Consider the following 20,896-nt stretch of genomic DNA (forward strand, 5'->3'; position numbering starts at 1 on the left):
TTTTTCTTAAATTTAGTGACTACTAAAACAATTCTGAAAATTTCATTTATGAAAAAAATACTCGTTCCAACTGATTTCTCAAAGCAAGCCGAAAACGCACTACAAGTTGCTGCTCAATTAGCCAAAAAACACGATAGCGAAATTTACCTTTTACATATGCTTGAACTACCGCTTCATCAGGTAGATGCTTTAAGCCAACATAGTGAATTACCTGAAGCCATGTTCTTTATGAAACTAGCTCATAAAAAGTTTGAGCAAACTATGAGCCAAGACTACCTAAAGGATGTTGTAGTTCATGAGACTGTAGATTTCAATCAAACTTTTACAGGCATAAAAAACACATGTATAGAGCATAATATCGACCTCATTATCATGGGCTCGCATGGAGCTAGTGGTTTTAAAGAAATGTTTATAGGTTCAAACACTGAAAAGGTTGTAAGAACTGCCGAAGTCCCTGTTTTAGTAATTAAAAATGAACATGAAGAATTCAAGATTGACAATTTTGTTTTTGCATCTGATTTTAAAAATGATAACAAAGAAACATATAAACAAGCAACCGAATTGGCTAAAGCTTTTGATGCCAAAATTCATTTACTTTTTGTAAACACGGCTAACAACTTTATTACCACAGCAACGGCAAAAGCTCGTATTTTAGATTTTATTGAAGGTTACGATTTTGAAAATTATTCAATTTCTATTTACAATGATGAATCTGTTGAGAAAGGCATCATGAATTTCTCCCATATCATTGGTGCAGATTTAATTGGTATTAGTACCCATGGCAGACAAGGCATTGCCCATTTCTTCAATGGTAGTATTAGTGAAGATTTGGTAAATCATGCGAAACGACCTGTGATAACTTTTAAAATATAACTATTCCAAACTAATCAAATAAAAAAATCCTAATCAAATGATTAGGATTTTTTACTTACTTGTTGGCCTACTAGGGCTCGAACCTAGACTCTTCTGGACCAAAACCAGACGTGTTGCCAGTTACACCATAGGCCATTGTGCAATTGAGGATGCAAATTTAAAACAAAGTTTTGTTTGCGCAAACATTTTTTAAATAAAATAACCTTTCAAAACTTAACGTTTCCTTAAAAGTATTTTTGATTTGATATTTATTGTTAAATTCGCCTAATCTTTCAAACTTCAATTACATGGCACATATCAGCTTTAGAAAATGGAACACTTTGTTATCTTGGTTTTCATTTTTAGTTGCTTTAATCACTTATAGTCTAACGGTAGAACCCACTGTAAGTTTTTGGGATGCTGGCGAATACATTTTAACCTCTTCAAAACTACAAGTTGGGCATCCACCTGGAGCACCTTTGTTCCAAATGTTCGGTGCATTTTTCTCAACTTTCACATTTGGCAATAATGAATTAATAGGCTATATGATGAATATGATGAGTGCCGTTTCAAGTGCATTCACGATTTTATTTATGTTTTGGACAATTTCATTATTGTTAAGAAAATTAATTGGAAATGAAGACACGCTATCAAAAACTAATAAGATTGCCATTTTAGGGAGTTCTTTAGTTGGGAGTTTGGCATTTGCTTTTACAGATTCTTTTTGGTTTAATGCTGTTGAAACAGAAGTGTACGCCATGGCAACCTTAATTATGTCTGTTTTATTCTATCTGGCATTGCGTTGGGAACGTGAAATGGATACACCACGAGGCAATCGTTGGTTGATATTAATTGCTTTTGTTATAGGTCTTTCATTTGGGGTGCATTTTATGGGATTATTAACCATTCCGGCGATTGGGCTTATTTATTATTTTAAAAATTATAAAGAAGTTACTATCAAAGGTTTTATTGTTGCCAATGTAGTTTCAGTTGCTATTCTTCTTTTTATCTTTAAATTATTAGCACCAAACATATTGAGGTACTTCAGTGCTATGGAAATTTTCTTCGTGAATTCTATTGGCTTACCTTTTAACTCGGGATCAATAATAGCAGGTATTCTTTTGGTTGCTTTAATTTATTTTGGTTTAAAATACACAAAAGATAAAGGCTATAAACACTTAAACACTGCTATTCTTTGCGTAACTTTTGTAGTGGTTGGATTCTCTTCTTGGATGATGTTACCAATTCGCGCCAATGCCAACGTGGTTATTAATGAAAATGACCCTTCGGATGCTCGCGAGCTTTTGGCATACTATAACTTGGAACAATATCCTGAAACCCATTTGTTTTATGGTCCACAATTTACAGATCAATATTCTGGTCTTGATGAAAACGAGCCTTATATAGATGACAAGCCGAATTATGAAAAGGATGAAAAAACAGGTAAATACGTTATTATAAATGACTGGGAAAAAGCCAGACAAAATTATAATGCCGATCATGCTTCTATATTACCAAGAATGTGGAGCGGTGAAAATGCAGAAAATTACATGATTTTTACAGGCTATTTAGATTTTAAATTAAAGCCTGAATACCAAATGGAAAACGAATTGCGTGCAGCAGTTTCAAATTTTAAAAATGATGTGGCCAATAGCATGGTTGATTATGAAGATTATCACGCATTTTTAAAACAGTTTAGCCAGTATATAGATGTTGAAAAACCATCTTTAGGCAGTAATGTTGCCTATATGTTGGAATACCAATTAGGTTATATGTATTGGCGTTATTTTATGTGGAATTTTGTTGGAAGACAAGATGATATTCAAGGAAAGTATGACAACCATGGAAACTGGATAAGTGGTATTGGCTTTATTGATGAATGGCATTTGGATTTATCTCAAAAAGATCTCCCAGGCGACGTAAAAAATAACAAAGCTAGAAACACCTACTTTTTCTTACCATTTATACTGGGTCTTATTGGGCTATTCTTTCTGTTCAATAAAGACAAAAAGCTGTTTTGGGTTATGCTAGTCTTCTTTCTGTTTACAGGTCTAGCCATACAAGTTTATACCAACGTTCGACCGTTTGAACCTCGTGAGCGGGATTATTCGGTAGTTGGTTCGTTTTATGTATTTGCGCTCTGGATTGGATTTGGAGTTTATGCGATAATTGATGGTTTGAAATCAAAATTCCAGTCAAAATTATTAGCACCAATAGTAGTCATTGTTTGTTTAATATTAGTACCTGGTGTTTTAGTTGCCAATAATTGGGATGATCATGATCGCTCTGGCAAATATACTGCCAATGCCATGGCAAAAAAATATCTGGATTCATGTGGTGAAAATGGTATTTTATTCTCAATTGGTGACAATGACACTTTTGCACTCTGGTACGCCCAAGAAATTGAAGGTTATAGAACAGATGTTCGTGTAGTTAATACCAGCTTATTTCAAACCGATTGGTATATAGACCAAATGAAGCGAAAAGCTTATGAAAGTGATCCCGTTCCATCATCCTTAACCCATGATCAATATCGTTATGGTACACGTGACTATATCATGAAAAAGCTTTTTATCTATGATTCTAAAGGACGTCCTCAAAGATTGTTGAATACGGACACTCTAATGATAGATGATTTTCTAAATTTTGTAACCAGTGACAATCCTAAAACAAAATTTAAGTACGTTTTACAACAGCAGGGTGAAGATCCAAGTTACTATCCTTCGCAGTTAGTTAATTCAAATTACTTCCCAGTTGAAAATATTCGTATTCCAGTTAACAAGAAAAATGCTATTGAATCTGGAATTGTAAAAGAAAAAGATTCTGCCGAAATAGTGGATTATATAGATATTAAAATAACTGATGGTGCACTCTATAAAAACAGGCTTTTAATGCTTGATATTGTTGCCAATAATAACTGGGAGCGACCTATTTACTTTACAGGTGGTGCCTTTGGAAATGATGACTATATTTGGATGAAAGACTACCTACAGTTAGATGGTATGGCTTATAAACTAGTTCCTATTAAAACACCTGTTGATAAAGCAAATCCGTTTGATATGGGACGTGTTGATAGTGACTTAATGTATGAAAAAGTTGTGAATTGGGATTGGGGAAATAGTGGAAATCCTGATATATACCATGATATTGAAACTAGGCGAAATTCCATTACCTATCGTGGCAATCTAGCTAGGTTAATTGAACAATTAATCAATGAAGAAAAGCTAGAAAAAGCTGAAGAAATAGCTGATATAGCTATGGAAAATATGCCAGTTGATTATTTTGGTTATTATACATTATTAGAACCTTATATTGGTGCTTATTATGAAACAGGTGCAACTGAAAAGGCTCAAAAGTTATTCAAGGAAGTTGCCAATAAATATCAAGAAAACTTAACCTATTACAGTAAGTTAGATGCTGAACAACAAAGAAGAGTTTTTGAAGAAATTTACACTGATATTGAACGCTATAAAAGTATTGTTGATGTGGTTATTGAATACGACGAAGATTTTGGCGCTCAAGAAGCCAAGACTTTTTCAAACTTTTTGAATTTATTCAAGCACTTTTATGAAGACGCACCAACAGAAGAAGAAATAACGCCATTGGATTTGGATTTAATCAATGAGGACAGTAGTGTCATTGAACCTGAAGAATAAATTAAAAACAATGGGAATCATCCCTGTTAAAACACCTTTGGTAATTAAAAAAATGCTCCCAGACTATATTTGGGAGCTTCAAGAAACGGATAAGGTGCTCTATCTAACTTTTGACGACGGCCCAACACCACAAATAACTAATTGGACACTTAAAACACTAAATAAGTATAACGCAAAAGCAACATTTTTTTGCATAGGTAATAACATAAAAAAGCATACTAATATCTTTCATAATATTCTTGATAATGGTCATGCTATAGGTAATCATTCTAACACTCATTTAAAAGGCTGGCTAATAAAAAAAACTGATTATATTTCTGATATTGAAGCTTGTCAAAATAGTATTGATACTGAACTAGAAAAACGAGAATATTGCGGTTCAAAATTGTTTAGACCACCTTATGGTCAAATAAAACCCAAACAAGGCAAAGCTCTCTTAGATCTTGACTATAAAATAATTATGTGGAATGTTTTGTCGTTTGATTGGGATAAAAATGTAAAACCTGAAACCTGTTTAAATAACGTGATAAGCAAAGCTCAATCCGGTAGCATCATAGTATTCCATGATAGCCTAAAAGCATCAAGAAACTTGATGTTTACACTTCCAAAAGTTTTGAAATATTTTAGTGAAAAAGGATATTCGTTTAAAGCTTTAAATGTCTAAACATACTCTTGAATAATGCCTATTAAGGTATTAGCATCTTGTTCGCCGCTATGGCGCCATTTCATTTCGCCATTTTTGTAGATAATTAATGTTGGTAAGCCTTTGACGCGCAATGCTTCAGCTAGTTCTTTATTTTTATCAACATCAATTTTAATGACTTTGGCTTTATCTCCAAGTGCAGCAGCAACGTCTCTCAAAACTGCGTGCATAGCGGTGGATTGCTCATTCCATTCTGTAAAAAAGTCTAACAGCACAGGAATATTTACATCTATAAGTTCCCCAAATTTTGACATACGTTAAAGTTTTTAGTCAAATCTTATATTACAAATATAATATTTTCAGTTGATTATACGTTATTCACACCTTTTTTAAGCTCGATAACCGTTATTTCGGGCCATATTCCAACACGTCCAGGAAAGGCATGATAACCAAAACCTCTATTCACATTTATAAATCTACCAAATTCATTATACAATCCAGCCCATTGTTTATAAACATATTGTGACGGACTCCATCTAAAAAATCCCGGTATTTCAATCCCCATTTGTAAACCATGAGTATGACCACTTAAAGTCAAATGATAATTAAAATCATCCTGTTTAACTCGGTATTCCCAATGCGATGGATCATGTGTCATTAATATTTTAAAATCTTCTTTATTAACTTGAGATGATGCTTTATCCAAATCACCCGCTTGATTAAATCCTTTTCCCCAATTCTCTACTCCAATTAAAGCTAATTTCTGACCATTTTTTTCTATATAGCGGTGTTCATCAAGCAATAAATCAAATCCTATTTTAGGATGAATATCTTTTACTGCTTGAAAATTTTTAAGTTTATCTTCTGGCTTTTCCCATTGTACATAATCACCATAGTCGTGATTACCTAAAATGGAATATTTTCCATAAGGTGCTTTTAACCGTTTAAAAACATCTATCCAATCATCCATTTCAGTTGCCATATTATTTACAATATCGCCTGTGAATAACATAAGATCGGATTGCTGTTCATTTATCAAGGCAACACCATATTCAATCTTTTCTTTGTTGGTAAAACTTCCTGAATGAATATCAGAAATTTGAGTAATTGTAAACCCGTCAAAAGCTTCAGGTAAATCTTCAAAAAACACCTGATATTTCAAAACTTTGTAGTTGTAACGACCTTGCCAAATTCCATATAAAAACGAGGCAAATGGAATGGCAGCAATACCTAATGCTATTTTTGAAATAAAAGCTCTTCTGCTGGTAAACATTTCAGTTTCTCCAGACGATGCAATTGAAAAAAGTTTTCTTATTACTCTGAAAACATCCTCCCCAAACATAATGAGTAGTAGCACCAACTTTGGAATTAGGAAAGTCAACAACAAACCTGCTGCTAACTGAAAACCAACCGTTTGACCAGCGCTTCTTGGTGTAGAAAAAATGGTGTAGAGAAAATTGGCATATATCGCAACAGAAACTAAAATCCAAGCCCACTTAATTAATCGGTTTCTTGTTAAAGTTTTAATGACTTGAAAAGCATATAACTCCACAAATAAAAATATTACTGTAAATATTATAATAGTTATTATCCAACGCGACATAAATCTCTTTTTCTTAAGGCTTTACAAATATACTGGCAATTAAAGCGAAGTATTTTAATACTCTGTTAATTTTTTATTCCGTTTAGAGTTTTCATTTTTAAAGATACTATGCTGCTTGCTTGTGTATAAAACTCAACGGTTTTAACTTCGTTTGGCAACAAATCAAAGTAGTTGTCGGAAAAATGGCCTTTGTCATTACAAAATAAGAATACATCTTTTTGAAGGGTTTCACTTGATAGTTCTATTTTAAAGCCATCTGCGCTTTTTGTGATTTTTTGTTGAATGGATTCAGGTTTGAGTTTTAGGTCTTTTGGTTTCGAAAAATAATGTAACCATATTTGATCTGTACTTTCAATCTTTAAGATAGTCGCCTCTTTATCAAAATTCAAAGCTGTCAAATCCAAGCTGAATATCTGCTTACTTCGATTAGATGGTACAATTTCCTTTATCTGCTTATGCATGATGCTTTTGCCGTCAAAATCCATCAGTCTAACTGTCAAATTAATTGAAATATTGTCCAAAGCGTCATTTACAGCAACTGTTTTCAGCATATCATTTTCTACTTCTGAAGAAATCAATACATTTTCAAAACTCCGTTTGGCTTTATAATGCAATGCTTTCCAGTTGCCAAAGAAATCAATACTGGACCAGGAAACCGCCGGCCAACAATCGTTCAATTGCCAAAATAGTGTTCCCATGTTATAAGGTTTTGCTCTGCGTTGTGCTTCAATGCCTTTGGTAATGCCGTAAGCTTGTAATAGTTGGCTTATATAAACATAATCTTCAGCATGAGTTGGTACTGGAAAATCACGTTCCATATAGTCGTTGATAATTTGAAACCCTCTAGCATGCTTTTGGTGATTTTTAAAGACTTGTGAACTAATATCTAAACTATCCTTTTTATTAATATAATTAATGACTTCATAACTCGGAAAGGATTGAAACCCAAACTCGCTCATAAATCGTGGCACATGTGTTTCTAAATGTTCAAACGGATAGCCGTCATGCCAAATCCACCAATCGTGCGCATCGCCTTCAAACTCATATTTTGGATTGCCTCTTCCATATTTTGGCGAGGATTCCCAATAATCAATGTTTGAATATTGTTTAACCGTATTAGGCAAAATAGAATCAAAAACCTTTAAATAATTTTCCCAAATTTCATTTTTTTCGACTTCACTTCTATCGGCTTGCCAACCCCAACGATGCCAACCTTCAGAGTTTTCATTATTGCCACACCATAACGCCATAGACGCATGATTTCTCAAGCGTTTCACATTATCAACAGCTTCTTGCTCTACATTTTCTAAAAACGCTTTATCGCCTGGATACATAGCACAGGCAAACATGAAATCTTGCCAAACGAGAATCCCTTTTTCATCGCATAAGTCATAGAACACATCATTTTCATAAATGCCGCCACCCCAAACACGAAGCATATTCATATTGGCCGAAACCACATCGTTTAAAAGCTTTTCATAATGATCATCTGTGACTTGATTTTGAAAACTGTTTTGTGGAATGTAATTGGCACCTTTTGCATAAACAGGAACATCATTGACCTTAAAGTAAAAGGATTCGCCAACACTATCTTTTTCAGTAACGAGCTCAATAGTTCGTAATCCTATTTTTTTAGATATACTATCCAAAACCGTTTCCCCATCTGTCACCACAACTTTAATATCGTACAAATAGGGTTCGCCCAAATTATGTGGCCACCAGCGTTTGGGGTTTTCGATTATTATAGGCAGAAGTACTTTCTTGCTATCATATTTTATTACTTCAGAAACTGAATAATTTAATGAATCATTCACATAAACTACGTAATCCAAATTTTTATCCGATTTAATATTTTCACTGACATCAATAGCTAAACCTGCTTTTTGCTCATCTAAAGTTAATTGCTTGACATAAAATTCTTCAATCTTAAAATCATCCCAAGCTTTAAGTTTAACAGGTCGCCAAATTCCGCTAGTATTGAGTTTTGGTCCCCAATCCCAACCGTATTGAAACTGTGCTTTACGGGTAAAAATACGATTGCCCTCTGGTAAGCTATAATTAAGTTTTGCTTTGGCTTGCGCTTCATATTTTGAGGTGTTTTCGAACAGAATGCGTAGTTCGTTTTCAGCTTTTAACAGCGGTTTGACATTCACTGCAAACTCACGAAATGCATTATTTGTTTTCAGAACTAAACTATCATTTAAAAACACCGAAGCATACGTATCCAAACCATCAAAATGGAGTTCGATATGTTTTCGCTTTAATGTTTTAGCATCAACTTGAAAGTTTGTTTTATACTCCCAATCGGTTTCAGAAACACCTTGTACTTCTGATTCATTATTAGCTATAAAAGGGTCTTCAATCAACCCATTCTCCATCAAATCAGAAAACACACTTCCCGGAACGTTTGCTGGCAACCACGTATCAGAATCCACTTGTTTAAATTGCCAACCATTATGTAATTCAATAGCTATAGGTGTTTCATGTTTTGATTGACAAGACAAACAAAGCACTAGAACGAAGATAAAAACGCTATGTCTCATTGAATCGATTTTAAAATATCTTGAATGTTTTTAACATCAGAAATTGTTTGAGGGGTATTTCCAAAAAAAACGGATGCATCATTATTTATAATTTTGGAAGCTGATGCATGAATTTCCTTAAAACCTGCCTTTTTGAACGCATTAGCATTTTGAGCATTTATGCCACTGCCAACTAAAATTTTGATTCTGCTTTCAGCTTGATGGTTTAATTCTTTCAATAGCTCAATACCTTCAATGGCTTTGGGTTGCTGACCGGAAGTTAGTACACGATCTATACCTAAATTTATTAATGCTTCTAATGCTTCTTTAGGATTTGGCACACAATCGAATGCGCGATGAAAGGTAAATTGCATAGGCTTTGACAAGGTTACAAGTTGTTGCGTTCTTTGGATATCAATAGAATTGTCTTCATTTAAAACACCAGACACAATGCCTTGAACACCCAAGTCCTTGCAAATTTGAATATCACGCTTTATAACTTCAAATTCTGCATCAGAATAACAAAAATGTCCACTACGAGGACGAATCAATACAAACACAGGAATTGATAAATCCTCAATAACCTGCTTTATCAAGCCGAAACTTGGTGTGACACCTCCAACTGACAATTCACTACAGAGTTCAATACGATGTGCTCCAGCTTCTTGAGCATTTACGGCAGATTGGTAGGAATTAGCACAGATTTCTAGTTTCATAATATTTCCCTCGAAAGAGGGAATCTCTTTAATTAATATTATAGTCTCTAAATAGATTCCTGCCTTCGCAGGAATGACAAACTCAATTCACAATTATTTCATCAATAAACGTCCAAGCTTTATTACCTGATCCTTGGTTTCCTTCTGGAATGATTCCGTAGCTTGGGATTTTAATATGAATGTACCTCGAAGTCTCCTGGGTTGGAACTGGAGCATTGATGTTTACTATTAAATCTTTCATGTTTTCTTCATTAACAATTACAATTAATACTGATTTATCCAAATTGATTTCTAATTCTCCTGGAGCATAAATCCATTGACCTTGTCCGTTATAAAACCGTGTTTCAATAGAGTTAATTTCCATTTCTTCACCTAAATCAATAGTTATCTCAACTTCATCACCCCAAAACCCTAACCATTCTTTATCTCCATATCGCGAATCGCTTCCAGAAATACCATTAATCAAACCTTGAGCGCCACTCCCTGAATAGACTTTGCTGGACTCTGGAGTTATGGTTATGGTTTTACCAACTGCTTTATGATAATTGAAAGTTTCAGTAAATATAGATCCCAATTGATTTTCTTCATTAAAAACAGCTGCTTTTATGACCATGTCCTTGTTGAAAGGTATAGGTTTTTCATATACTTGTGATTGTAAATTTGGCTGGGATTCATCGGTTGTATACCGAATGGTTTTATCCTTGGTAAGCGTTTTCAACGTATAAAATGACAATCCGTTTTCAGTAATCAATTCGCCTTCAACCTCATACAAATGATTGGCATAATTGACATCTAATGCATCTAAACGCTTGTTAAAGGTTTCAACACGAGATACAAAATTATCATAGTTTTTGTTTTCCGGTAAGCTCCAACCCACTTCACTCATCGCCAAAATTCTAGGAAATATCATATACTCTACGTGTTCAGCATTCGGGATATATTCCGTCCATAAATTACCTTGGACACCCAAAACATATTGAGCTTCATCGTGATTTAATTCCTTCGGGATTGGATTAAAGCTATACACCTTCTCTAAAGGCAAATAACCGCCAATAGCTAAAGGCTCATTAGGATTTGTAGATTGGTAATAATCAAAATAACAATGTGACGTTGGAGTCATAATCACATTATGGTGTTGTTTAGCTGCCTCAACAGCTCCTTTGGTGCCACGCCAGGACATGACCGTAGCATTTGGAGCCAAACCACCTTCCAGAATTTCGTCCCAACCAATGATTTGTCTGCCTTTAGAATTTAAATGTTTTTCAATACGTTGAATAAAATAGCTTTGTAATTCATGTTCGTCCTTTAAGCCTTCTTCTTTAATTCTTTTTTGACAAACTTGACAGTTTTTCCAATGTGTTTTTGGCGCTTCGTCACCACCTATATGAATGAATTTACTTGGGAATAATTCTACAACCTCATCTAAAACACCTTTCAAAAACGTGAAAGTATTCTCCTTTCCTGCACAGAAAATGTCATCAAAAACACCCCAAGTTTGTGCAACTTTTATGGAATCTCCACTACAACCCAATTCTGGATAAGCCGCAATAGCTGCTTGCGCATGCCCAGGCATTTCAATTTCTGGAATCACGGTTATGTGCTGTTTCAGTGCGTAAGCCACAACCTCTTTTATTTCTTCTTGAGTGTAGTATCCGCCATAACGCTTTCCATCATAAGTTGTTGGTTGATTTGAAAAATGACCTATCAAAGTTTGTTCGCGAAAAGCTGCTATTTCCTGTAGCTTTGGGTATTTTTTAATCTCTATGCGCCATCCTTGGTCATCGGTTAAATGCCAATGAAATGTATTCATTTTTAACATCGCCAACGCATCAATATATTTTTTTATGAAATCTACCGAAACCATATGTCTTGCCACATCTAAATGCATCCCACGATATTGAAAACGTGGTTCATCCTCAATGGTCATGCATTGAATCGCAACTTCTTCTTCCTTAAAAGAACCATTTTCAAAAGCCGACGGAAGCAACTGCCTTAAAGATTGCACAGCATAAAAAGCACCTTGATCTGTTTTCGCTTTGATTGTTATATTTTTTGGAAGAATCTCTAGCACATATGCTTCTTCCGTTAAAGTATCATCTTTTATAAATGATATTGTATTGTTCTCCGTTAGTTTAATTTGACTGCCATTTTCAATGTATGCTTTCAAAAAATTAGCTGATACTTTAAAGGCATCATCAAACTGAACGCCTGTCGCATTATTCAACAGAAAATATCCTTGAGTAACAGATTGGTTTTTTGGTGTTGGAATGATTTGTGGTTCAATAACATTGTGTGAATTTTGGCTACAACTACAAACCAGTATCACAAAAACAATAAAAACGGTGATTTTCTTGATAGGCATTTTAGTATATTAGAGGCTTTAAATTTAGCAATCCTATTTTAAATGAAACTCCCTATTCCTTTCTTTTTTGCTTTAGTAATCCTATTTACTGCCTGCAAGGAAAACAAAGACATTAAACCCACTAAAAAAGACAAATCGCTCATCTCTTATGTGAATCCGTTTATTGGTACTGGCGGTCACGGACACACCTATCCTGGAGCAACCATGCCGTTTGGCATGATGCAATTAAGTCCAGATACACGATTGGATGGTTGGGATGGCTGTTCGGGCTACCATTATTCTGATAGTTATATTTACGGGTTTTCGCATACCCATTTAAGCGGTACAGGTGTTTCTGATTATGGCGATATTTTGTTGATGCCTACCAATGAAATAAACTTCAACAATGGTGCTGATACTTCGACAAGCTCAGCACAAGCTCGAAAAGGCTATCGTGCTCATTTTAGCCATGATAATGAAGTGGCTGAACCAGGTTATTACAAAGTGCGTTTAGATTCTACCAATATTGACGTAGAATTAACCGTTTCAAAACGCAGTGGAATACATAAATACCAATTTCCAACTTCAGAAAATCAAATTGTGATTTTGGATTTAGAACATCGGGATGAATTGCTCGATTTTAAAATAGACCAAAAAGACAAGTATGTAATTACTGGTTATAGACACTCAAAAGCATGGGCTACAAATCAAAAGCTTTTCTATCATATTGAACTTTCACATATTGCTGTTAGTATCGATTATAATGGCAAAAATTCTATAGCAGCGATTAGAATAGGAAACCCAAAAAACGAACCCGTCTATATTAAAATAGGCATTTCAGCAGTTGATATTGAAGGAGCAAAAAAGAATTTAGAGGAAGAAATAGGTGATAAAACCTTTGATCAAGTTAAACAAGAGGCTCAAGACGCTTGGGAATCTCAATTAGAAAAAATAGTTATTGAAAGTGATAACAACGATTATAAAACCAACTTTTACACCTCATTGTATCACAGCATGCTTGCACCTAATTTGTACCAAGATGTTGACGGTCGCTATCGCGGCATGGATTTAAACATCCACCAAACAAACGATTTTGATTATTACACCGTATTCTCACTTTGGGATACCTATCGTGCGGCACATCCGCTTTACACCATAATTGAAGAAGACCGAACCAACGATTTCATCAATACGTTTTTAGCCAAATATGACGAAGGCGGTATCATGCCTATTTGGGATTTAAGTGCCAATTATACTGGCTGTATGATTGGGTATCACGCGGTTCCAGTAATTGCCGATGCGTATTTAAAAGGTATTCGTGATTATGATGCCGAAAAAGCTTTTGAAGCCATGAAACATTCGGCAACTCGTGATCATTTAGGCTTAAAGTCGTATAAAGAATTTGGTTTCATTCCAGTTGAAGAAGAAAGCGAATCTGTTTCAAAAACTTTGGAATATGCTTACGACGATTGGACTATTGCACAAATGGCAAAGGCCATGAACAAAACCGATGACTATAAAACCTATACCGAACGCGCCCAATATTATAAAAATGTATTTGACCCTGAAAGCCAATTCATGCGTGGTCGTTTTCGCAATACGTGGTTTGCACCTTTTGATCCTTATGAAGTCAATTTCAATTATACAGAAGCCAATTCTTGGCAATACAGTTATTATGTGCCACAGGATGTTTCTGGGTTTATAAATCTGTTAGGCGGAAAAGATAAATTGGAAGCCCATTTAGATAAATTATTCACTGCCGAAGCGGAAACTTCAGGACGTGACCAAGCTGATATTACAGGATTGATTGGTCAATATGCTCATGGCAACGAACCAAGTCATCACATGGCTTATCTCTATAATTTCGTAAATAAACCATTTAAAACCCAAGAAAAAGTCCATCAGATTTTAACCGAGTTGTATACGAACGAACCTGATGGTATTTCTGGCAATGAAGATTGCGGCCAAATGAGTGCTTGGTATGTGTTTTCATCAATTGGATTTTATCCTGTTACGCCTGCGAGCAATCTATACATTATTGGCACACCTTTGTTTGATAAAGTAACCATTAATCTAGAAAATGGTAAGCATTTTACTATTCAAGCTAAAAACCTTTCTAATGAGAACATTTATATTGAATCAGTCGTACTTAATGGAACACCATTAAACCATTCCTATATTTCTCACGAAGATATTATGAAAGGCGGCGATTTGGTTTTTAATATGAGTAGCCAACCTACAGAATGGGCAACCTTAGAAAGTCAAGAGCCGACGACACAAATTTCTGATAATTTGATTGTTCCTGTACCTTTTATTGCAAAAGGCGATGTGGCCTTCAAAGGTGAAACTCAAGTTGTTTTAGAAAATGTAGATAAAGATGCTCAAATTCTTTACAAATTAAATGATGCTGAATTTAAGGTTTATGAAAACGCATTCATTATTTCAGAACCATCAACCTTGGAAGTTTATTCTAAAAAAGGTGATGCAGAAAGTGCACGAATCACAACTAAATTCTATAAAATAGATCCTAACATCTCCATAAAATTAGAAACGGAATATGCTAACCAATATAATGGTGGTGGACAAAATGCTTTGATTGATGGTATTTATGGCACTCAAGATTTTAGAACAGGCACTTGGCAAGGGTATTTTGATGAAGATGTGATCGCAACTGTTGATTTAGGAAGTATAAAAGCTATTAATGAAATTTCTGTGAATTTCCTTCAAGATCAAAAATCTTGGATATTTCTACCAACACAAGTTGAAGTTTTAATATCTAATGATGGCAATGAATTCAAATCCATTTTCACAAAAAATTACGATGCTCCTGAACCTTTAGAAGGTTCACAAATTGAAACCCTAAATTCTAACTTGAAATCTAAAAAAGCAAGATTTATTAAAGTTATCGCCAAAAAATTAGGCAAACTCCCTGAATGGCATTTAGGCTATGAACATGATGGTAGAAGTTGGCTGTTTGTTGATGAAATTACAATTAAATAGATTTTAAAACCTTTAGTTTAAGTGATTATTCTAAATTTAAAATCCTTTTAGTTAATTTTATAAAAAATCAAAACACGTTGAAATGGGAATGATTCATTATTATAATATGGAGGATGGCGAACTTTTTGTGTTTGACGAATTTTTAATCTGTCAAATTGCAGAAGGAGTAAATGTAACCCCTGAACATTCCGAAATTTTAAATCAAGTTATAAAAAAACACTTTCAAGGAAAGGATTTGGTTTATATATCCAACCGTGTCAATTCGTATTCCGTTGATCCACTTACCTATGTAGAAACGGAACGTATTCCCAGCCTCGTAGCCATTGCCATGGTTCCTGATGATGATATTATGAAAAAAAATGCTGAATACGAACGTAATTTTTACGATAAACCATATGAAATATTCAATAATTTGAGTGAAGCAATTGAATGGTCTCACAGAATGATCAACGATCATGTATTAAATTAAATCCTATTATTTGTTTTAGTTCTATGAAAAGAAGAATCTTTATAAAAAATGCAGCGTTAACAGGAGCAGGAGTTGCTGTTGGAAGTTCCTTATTAAGTTGTGCTGATAGCGAAACCAAAGAAAACAAAGAATTAGAAATTGCGTCCACAACCAATTCAAAAGCATCTTTACCACTCGTTATCGCAACTTGGCATGTTATTGATGCCACAGCTAAAGCTATGGAAGTTTTAGAAGCTGATGGAACAGCACTTGATGCTGTTGAACAAGGTTGTCGGGTTGAAGAGGCCAACGAAAAAGGACAATCAGTAGGGAAAGGTGGACTGCCAGACCGTGAAGGTAATGTGACATTAGACGCTTGTATTATGGACAAGCATGGTAATTGTGGATCTGTAGTTTATTTACAAAATATAACCCATGCTGTTTCGGTAGCTCGCAAAGTCATGGAAGATACGCCTCACGTGATGCTAGCCGGAAAAGGCGCAGAACAATTTGCATTGGAGCAAGGCTTTAAAAAAGAAAATCTCTTGACTGAAGCTTCAAAAAAAGCATGGTCAGCGTGGAAAATAGAATCCGAATATAAACCCATAATTAACATAGAAAATCATGACACCATTGGTATGTTGGCCATTGACAAAAATGGTGATATTTCTGGTGCTTGTACCACTAGTGGATTAGCTTATAAAATGGCTGGTCGGGTTGGTGATTCTCCAATAATTGGTTCTGGGTTATTTGTGGATAACGAAATTGGTGGATGTGTTGCTACAGGCTTGGGCGAAGAAGTTGTAAAAACCGTTGGTAGCTTTTTAGTGGTAGAATTGATGCGTCAAGGTAAACCCCCTCAACAAGCTTGTGAAGAAGCTATAAGTAGGATTGTGAATAAACCCAATAGTGACTACAAAAACTTTCAGGTTGGCTACATTGCGGTTAATAAAAAAGGTGAAACAGGTAGTTATTCTATACATCAATGGTTTAGCATGACTAAATTTCAAGATGGCGTGAATGAACAAATTCAATCAGACTTTTTCAATAAAGCTTAAAACCATTTAATCGTTAAGTCAACTATTTTTTGTTTCCAATTAGTATAAGGTGGCTTCAACAAATCTACTGCACCTAAAGTATGTTGTTTTAGTAATGATCGCTGATTGGTAAATTCTAAAAACCCAAAATAACCATGTGATTTTCCAATACCACTATTGTTGGAGCCTCCAAAAGGTAAATTGTGATTTAAGTATTGTAATAAATTGTGATTAATGCAGGTACTTCCCGCACGTGTATTATTCAAAATAAAATTGATATTCGTTTTATTCTTACTGTAAATGTATAATGCCAGTGGCTTTTCTTTTGAATTGATATATTCTACAGCCTCTTCAAGGGTTTTATAAGTCTTTATTGGTAAAATCGGACCAAAAATCTCTTCTTGCATCAATTGGCTTTCATTATCTAAATCACTGATTAATGTTGGTTCAATATAATTGTCACTCTGATTGGTTTCTCCTCCTGATTCTATTGTTGAATTCCTGTTCTTTGAGTCCTCTAAACTGTCAATTAAACGTCTGAAATGCTTACTATTGACAATTCGACTATAAGCGTCAGAAGAATCTGGTTGTTCAGTAAAAAATGTGTCAATCTGTTTTTTAAAACTCATTATAAATTTTGATTTAATACCCTCGTCAATCAAAACATAATCAGGTGCTATACAGGTTTGACCTGCATTCATAAACTTACCAAAAATAATTTTACTGACTGCTTTTTCAATATTCGCTGAATCATCTATAATAGTTGGTGACTTGCCTCCCAATTCCAAAGTAACAGACGCTAAATGTTTGGATGCTGCTTTCATGACAATTTTACCTACTGCTGGAGAACCTGTGAAGAAAATATGATTAAATGGTAATTCCAATAAAGCTTGGGACGTTTCTACTTCACCTTCAACTAACGCTATTTCGTTTTCATCAAACAAATCAGATACTATTCTAGCCATCAAACTAGAAGTATTTTGTGTCATTTCAGAAGGCTTTAATATTACAGTATTACCACCCGCAATCGCTGAAATTAAGGGTCCAAATGTTAGATTAATGGGGTAGTTCCAAGGCGATATGATTAAACACACTCCTTTAGGTTCATTAATAATATATGAACTACTACCCAACATGGCTAGTGGAGTGCCCACCTGCTCCCTTTTCAACCAAGATTTTAACTGACTACAAACATACTTTATTTCATCAATTACAGGGTAAATTTCTGTTAAATCGACTTCAAGCTGTGGTTTTTTAAAATCTTTATAAAGCGCATCTCGTATATCTTGTTTATAGGTATGTTCTAGAGCATGTTTTAATTTTTTGAGCTTTTTTATGCGCGTTTTATAACTTGTTTTTCCAATGTTAAATTGGTTCGCTCTTTGTTTATCAAATAAAATCGCAAACTTATTTTCAGAATAGCTCATTAAATCATTAGGCCATAAATGGCTCACCTTTTAAATCTTGTTCCTTAAATTTCTTCACTAATTCTAAAGCGTCAGGAATAACATCACTACATAAAATAATTAAAGATCCTTTTTGCGCATTTTTTACTGCATGAGTAATTGCTTCCCTTTCCGAAGGAATAATCGTAGTCTTCTTATTAGGGTCTTTCATTTGAATGCCATCATTTAAAAGTTTAATGAGTTCTTCTTCCGTACGCCCTCGCAATCTTTTGTCTTGTCTTATTATAATTTCATCAAACATTTCTGCTGCAATGCTACCCACCTGATTAGTGTCCTCATCACGTCTATCACCAACACCTGCAATTATACCAACCTTAACAGTAGCTTCCAATTCATCAGTAAACTTTTTAAGAGCCATCATACCAGCCGGATTATGCGCATAATCTAAAAGGATGGTAAAGTCTTTAAATTCAAATAGGTTTAAGCGTCCAGGTGTTTGTGAAGCTGATGGTATAAACGTCTCCAAAGCGGCTTTCATGTCCTCAATACTAATGCCCTGAACATGAGCTCCCAATACTGCTGCTAAAACGTTTTGAATCATAAATTTCGCTTTACCACCGTAAGTCAATGGGATATGCTCCGCTTTCATAATACGCATTTTCCATTCACCTCTGCAAATGGTAACATAACCATTTTCATAAACTGCCGTAATACCGTTTAACCGCTGTAGCGCTTTTATTCTAGGATTGTTTTCGTCCATTGAAAATAAAGCAACATGACATTCTACAGAACGACGCATATCGTAAACCAAATCATCATCGGCATTTAAAATAGCATACCCACTTGGCAGCACTGTTTCTGGAATGACACCTTTTACTTTAGCTAATTGCTCTATGGTATGAATACCTTTTAAGCCTAAATGGTCTGCAGCCACATTGGTTACAATACCTACATCACATTTTTTAAATCCTAAACCAGCACGAAGTAATCCGCCTCTGGCACATTCCAATACCGCAAAATTAACGGTTGGGTCTTTTAGTACAAATTCAGCACTTGCTGGACCAGTACAATCACCTGTCATTAGTAAACGGTTTTGTATGTACACACCATCACTGGTTGTATAGCCAACACGATAGCCTTTCATTTTAGCTATATGAGCCATCAAACGTGAGGTTGTAGTCTTTCCATTGGTTCCCGTAATAGCCACGATAGGAATACGGCCAGTATCTCCTTTTTGCGGGAATAATTTATCAATAACAGGAGCCGCAACATTACGAGGTAAGCCTGAAGTTGGCGCCAAATGCATTCTAAATCCTGGACCTGCATTAACCTCTAAAACGGCTCCACCTGTTTCCGATAGCGGTTTTGAAATATCTGTTGTCATGATATCAATGCCACAAATATCCAAATCAATGATTTTAGAAATACGTTCAGCCATACTCACATTAGCAGGATGTACAATATCTGTAACATCTTCAGCAGTGCCTCCTGTACTTAAATTAGCTGTGTCTTTTAAAATTAAACGTTCCCCTTCTGCAATTACAGATTCTAAAGTATAGCCTGCATCTTTTATTATGGTTTTGGTCAATTCGTTAACTGTAATTTGAGTGAGCACATTTTCGTGTCCATAACCACGTCGTGGATCTTTATTGACCTCATCTATTAACTCTTGAACAGTAGATTTACCATTACCTATAACATGAGCAGGAGTACGCTTAGCGGCAGCTACCATTTTATTATTGATAACTAAAACTCTATAATCTTCGCCAGTTATAAATTTCTCAACGATTATAGCACCACTTCTGGAACTTTCCTTGGCTTGATGGAACGCTTCAAGTGCTTCATCATAATTTTGAATATTAACCGTTATACCACGACCGTGATTACCGTCAATTGGTTTTATCACTAAAGGAAAGCCAACATAATCACAAGCCTCTTCCAGACTGCGTTCACGTCTAATGATATCACCACGTGGCACTTCAACTTCGGCTTGTTCTAACAAATATTTTGTATCTTCTTTATCACAAGCCAATTCTACACCAATACTACTAGTTTCACTAGTTACTGTTGCTTGAATGCGTTTTTGATTGGCTCCATAACCCAATTGGCATAATGAATATTTATTCAATCGAATCCATGGAATACCACGTGCTTCAGCCTCTTCAACAATAGAACCTGTACTTGGACCCAACCGATCATTCTCACGTAATTCACGCATTTTTTGAATGTCATCTGCCATATCATAGTCTTCGCCTTCAATTAATGCCTCACAAATTCTAACAGCAGCTTTTGCCGCATAACGCCCAACAGACTCCTCCATATAAGCAAAAACCACACTATACACACCTTCTTCGCCATACCCACGTGTACGACCAAAACCAACGTCCATACCTGCCAAAGTTTGTATTTCTAAAGCAATATGCTCAATTATATGACCCATCCAGGTACCTTCTTCTACACGTTGAAAAAATCCTCCAGGCTCACCAACAGAGCACCTGTGCTCATACATAGTTGGAAACATGGCCTTTAATCGGTCATAAAAACCATCAATCTTATTAGACGGTCGTTCTTCCATCTCTTCAAGATCAAGAACCATTACTATTAATTTATGACGACGTACTGACCAATAATTTGGTCCTCTCATAGCATTTATTTCTCGTATAATCATGTGG

The 20,896-nt window shown here is 35.0% G+C and carries 13 protein-coding genes and 1 tRNA gene; 6 read left to right on the forward strand and 8 right to left on the reverse strand.

The window, feature by feature from the left end; all coding sequences use genetic code 11:
- Nucleotides 1–48: 48 nt before the first annotated feature.
- Nucleotides 49–873, forward strand: coding sequence for a universal stress protein (locus HGK31_RS01390; protein WP_191858180.1), 825 nt, complete (start codon nt 49–51; stop codon nt 871–873).
- Between the two features lie 62 nt (nt 874–935).
- On the opposite strand, the gene HGK31_RS01395 is transcribed toward HGK31_RS01390, so the two are convergent.
- Nucleotides 936–1,008: transfer RNA gene (locus tag HGK31_RS01395), tRNA-Gln, on the reverse strand.
- 152 nt (nt 1,009–1,160) lie between these two features.
- On the opposite strand from HGK31_RS01395, the gene HGK31_RS01400 reads away from it, so the two are divergent.
- A complete protein-coding gene (locus HGK31_RS01400) occupies nt 1,161–4,508 on the forward strand; it encodes a glycosyltransferase family 117 protein (RefSeq protein ID WP_191858181.1) in 3,348 nt (1,115 codons plus the stop codon).
- Between the two features lie 10 nt (nt 4,509–4,518).
- Nucleotides 4,519–5,172 (forward strand): polysaccharide deacetylase family protein, encoded by a 654-nt coding sequence (locus tag HGK31_RS01405; protein WP_191858182.1) that lies wholly within the window; start codon nt 4,519–4,521, stop codon nt 5,170–5,172.
- Here the strand turns inward: HGK31_RS01405 and HGK31_RS01410 are convergent.
- The 5 genes from HGK31_RS01410 to HGK31_RS01430 all read right to left on the reverse strand — a co-directional run bounded on the left by HGK31_RS01410 (nt 5,169) and on the right by HGK31_RS01430 (nt 12,354).
- The gene (locus tag HGK31_RS01410; RefSeq protein WP_103051734.1) at nt 5,169–5,465 is read right to left on the reverse strand and encodes a thioredoxin family protein; all 297 of its coding nucleotides are present in this window, start codon (nt 5,463–5,465) and stop codon (nt 5,169–5,171) included. The genes HGK31_RS01405 and HGK31_RS01410 overlap by 4 nt on opposite strands.
- A 53-nt stretch (nt 5,466–5,518) precedes the next feature.
- A complete protein-coding gene (locus HGK31_RS01415) occupies nt 5,519–6,754 on the reverse strand; it encodes a metallophosphoesterase (RefSeq protein WP_191858183.1) in 1,236 nt (411 codons plus the stop codon).
- A gap of 65 nt (nt 6,755–6,819) precedes the next feature.
- Nucleotides 6,820–9,297, reverse strand: a complete 2,478-nt coding sequence (locus tag HGK31_RS01420; RefSeq protein ID WP_191858184.1) for a beta-mannosidase — start codon at nt 9,295–9,297, stop codon at nt 6,820–6,822.
- Nucleotides 9,294–9,992, reverse strand: a complete 699-nt coding sequence (locus HGK31_RS01425; protein WP_191858185.1) for a copper homeostasis protein CutC — start codon at nt 9,990–9,992, stop codon at nt 9,294–9,296. Before HGK31_RS01425 ends, HGK31_RS01420 begins: the two co-directional genes overlap by 4 nt.
- Nucleotides 9,993–10,074: 82 nt before the next feature.
- Nucleotides 10,075–12,354, reverse strand: a complete 2,280-nt coding sequence (locus tag HGK31_RS01430) for a glycoside hydrolase family 20 protein (RefSeq protein ID WP_191858186.1) — start codon at nt 12,352–12,354, stop codon at nt 10,075–10,077.
- A gap of 42 nt (nt 12,355–12,396) precedes the next feature.
- Here HGK31_RS01430 and HGK31_RS01435 point away from each other — a divergent pair, with 42 nt between their 5' ends.
- The 3 genes from HGK31_RS01435 to HGK31_RS01445 all read left to right on the forward strand — a co-directional run bounded on the left by HGK31_RS01435 (nt 12,397) and on the right by HGK31_RS01445 (nt 16,839).
- Nucleotides 12,397–15,333 (forward strand): GH92 family glycosyl hydrolase, encoded by a 2,937-nt coding sequence (locus tag HGK31_RS01435; protein ID WP_191858187.1) that lies wholly within the window; start codon nt 12,397–12,399, stop codon nt 15,331–15,333.
- An 82-nt stretch (nt 15,334–15,415) separates the two neighbouring features.
- Nucleotides 15,416–15,802: a hypothetical protein gene (locus tag HGK31_RS01440; RefSeq protein WP_191858188.1), complete on the forward strand. Its 387-nt coding sequence runs from the start codon at nt 15,416–15,418 to the stop codon at nt 15,800–15,802.
- 23 nt (nt 15,803–15,825) lie between these two features.
- Nucleotides 15,826–16,839: an isoaspartyl peptidase/L-asparaginase family protein gene (locus tag HGK31_RS01445; RefSeq protein ID WP_191858189.1), complete on the forward strand. Its 1,014-nt coding sequence runs from the start codon at nt 15,826–15,828 to the stop codon at nt 16,837–16,839.
- On the opposite strand, the gene HGK31_RS01450 is transcribed toward HGK31_RS01445, so the two are convergent.
- The gene (locus HGK31_RS01450) at nt 16,836–18,272 is read right to left on the reverse strand and encodes an aldehyde dehydrogenase family protein (protein WP_317169711.1); all 1,437 of its coding nucleotides are present in this window, start codon (nt 18,270–18,272) and stop codon (nt 16,836–16,838) included. The two genes, HGK31_RS01445 and HGK31_RS01450, sit on opposite strands and share 4 nt — an antisense overlap.
- Nucleotides 18,253–20,892, reverse strand: a complete 2,640-nt coding sequence (gene cphA, locus HGK31_RS01455) for a cyanophycin synthetase (RefSeq protein ID WP_191858190.1) — start codon at nt 20,890–20,892, stop codon at nt 18,253–18,255. The genes HGK31_RS01450 and cphA overlap by 20 nt, the downstream gene beginning before the upstream one ends.
- Between the last annotated feature and the right edge of the window lie 4 nt (nt 20,893–20,896).

Source organism: Hanstruepera ponticola (assembly GCF_012931685.1).
Taxonomy (GTDB): Bacteria; Bacteroidota; Bacteroidia; order Flavobacteriales; family Flavobacteriaceae; genus Hanstruepera; species Hanstruepera ponticola.

Coding starts and splice junctions, on each gene's coding strand:
- HGK31_RS01410 (WP_103051734.1), bottom strand. CDS start 5,465: ATGTCAAAATTTGGGGAACTTATAGATGTAAATATTCCTGTGCTGTTA.
- HGK31_RS01415 (WP_191858183.1), bottom strand. CDS start 6,754: ATGTCGCGTTGGATAATAACTATTATAATATTTACAGTAATATTTTTA.
- HGK31_RS01420 (WP_191858184.1), bottom strand. CDS start 9,297: ATGAGACATAGCGTTTTTATCTTCGTTCTAGTGCTTTGTTTGTCTTGT.
- HGK31_RS01405 (WP_191858182.1), top strand. CDS start 4,519: ATGGGAATCATCCCTGTTAAAACACCTTTGGTAATTAAAAAAATGCTC.
- HGK31_RS01430 (WP_191858186.1), bottom strand. CDS start 12,354: ATGCCTATCAAGAAAATCACCGTTTTTATTGTTTTTGTGATACTGGTT.
- HGK31_RS01440 (WP_191858188.1), top strand. CDS start 15,416: ATGGGAATGATTCATTATTATAATATGGAGGATGGCGAACTTTTTGTG.
- HGK31_RS01400 (WP_191858181.1), top strand. CDS start 1,161: ATGGCACATATCAGCTTTAGAAAATGGAACACTTTGTTATCTTGGTTT.
- HGK31_RS01390 (WP_191858180.1), top strand. CDS start 49: ATGAAAAAAATACTCGTTCCAACTGATTTCTCAAAGCAAGCCGAAAAC.
- HGK31_RS01445 (WP_191858189.1), top strand. CDS start 15,826: ATGAAAAGAAGAATCTTTATAAAAAATGCAGCGTTAACAGGAGCAGGA.
- HGK31_RS01425 (WP_191858185.1), bottom strand. CDS start 9,992: ATGAAACTAGAAATCTGTGCTAATTCCTACCAATCTGCCGTAAATGCT.
- HGK31_RS01435 (WP_191858187.1), top strand. CDS start 12,397: ATGAAACTCCCTATTCCTTTCTTTTTTGCTTTAGTAATCCTATTTACT.
- cphA (WP_191858190.1), bottom strand. CDS start 20,892: ATGATTATACGAGAAATAAATGCTATGAGAGGACCAAATTATTGGTCA.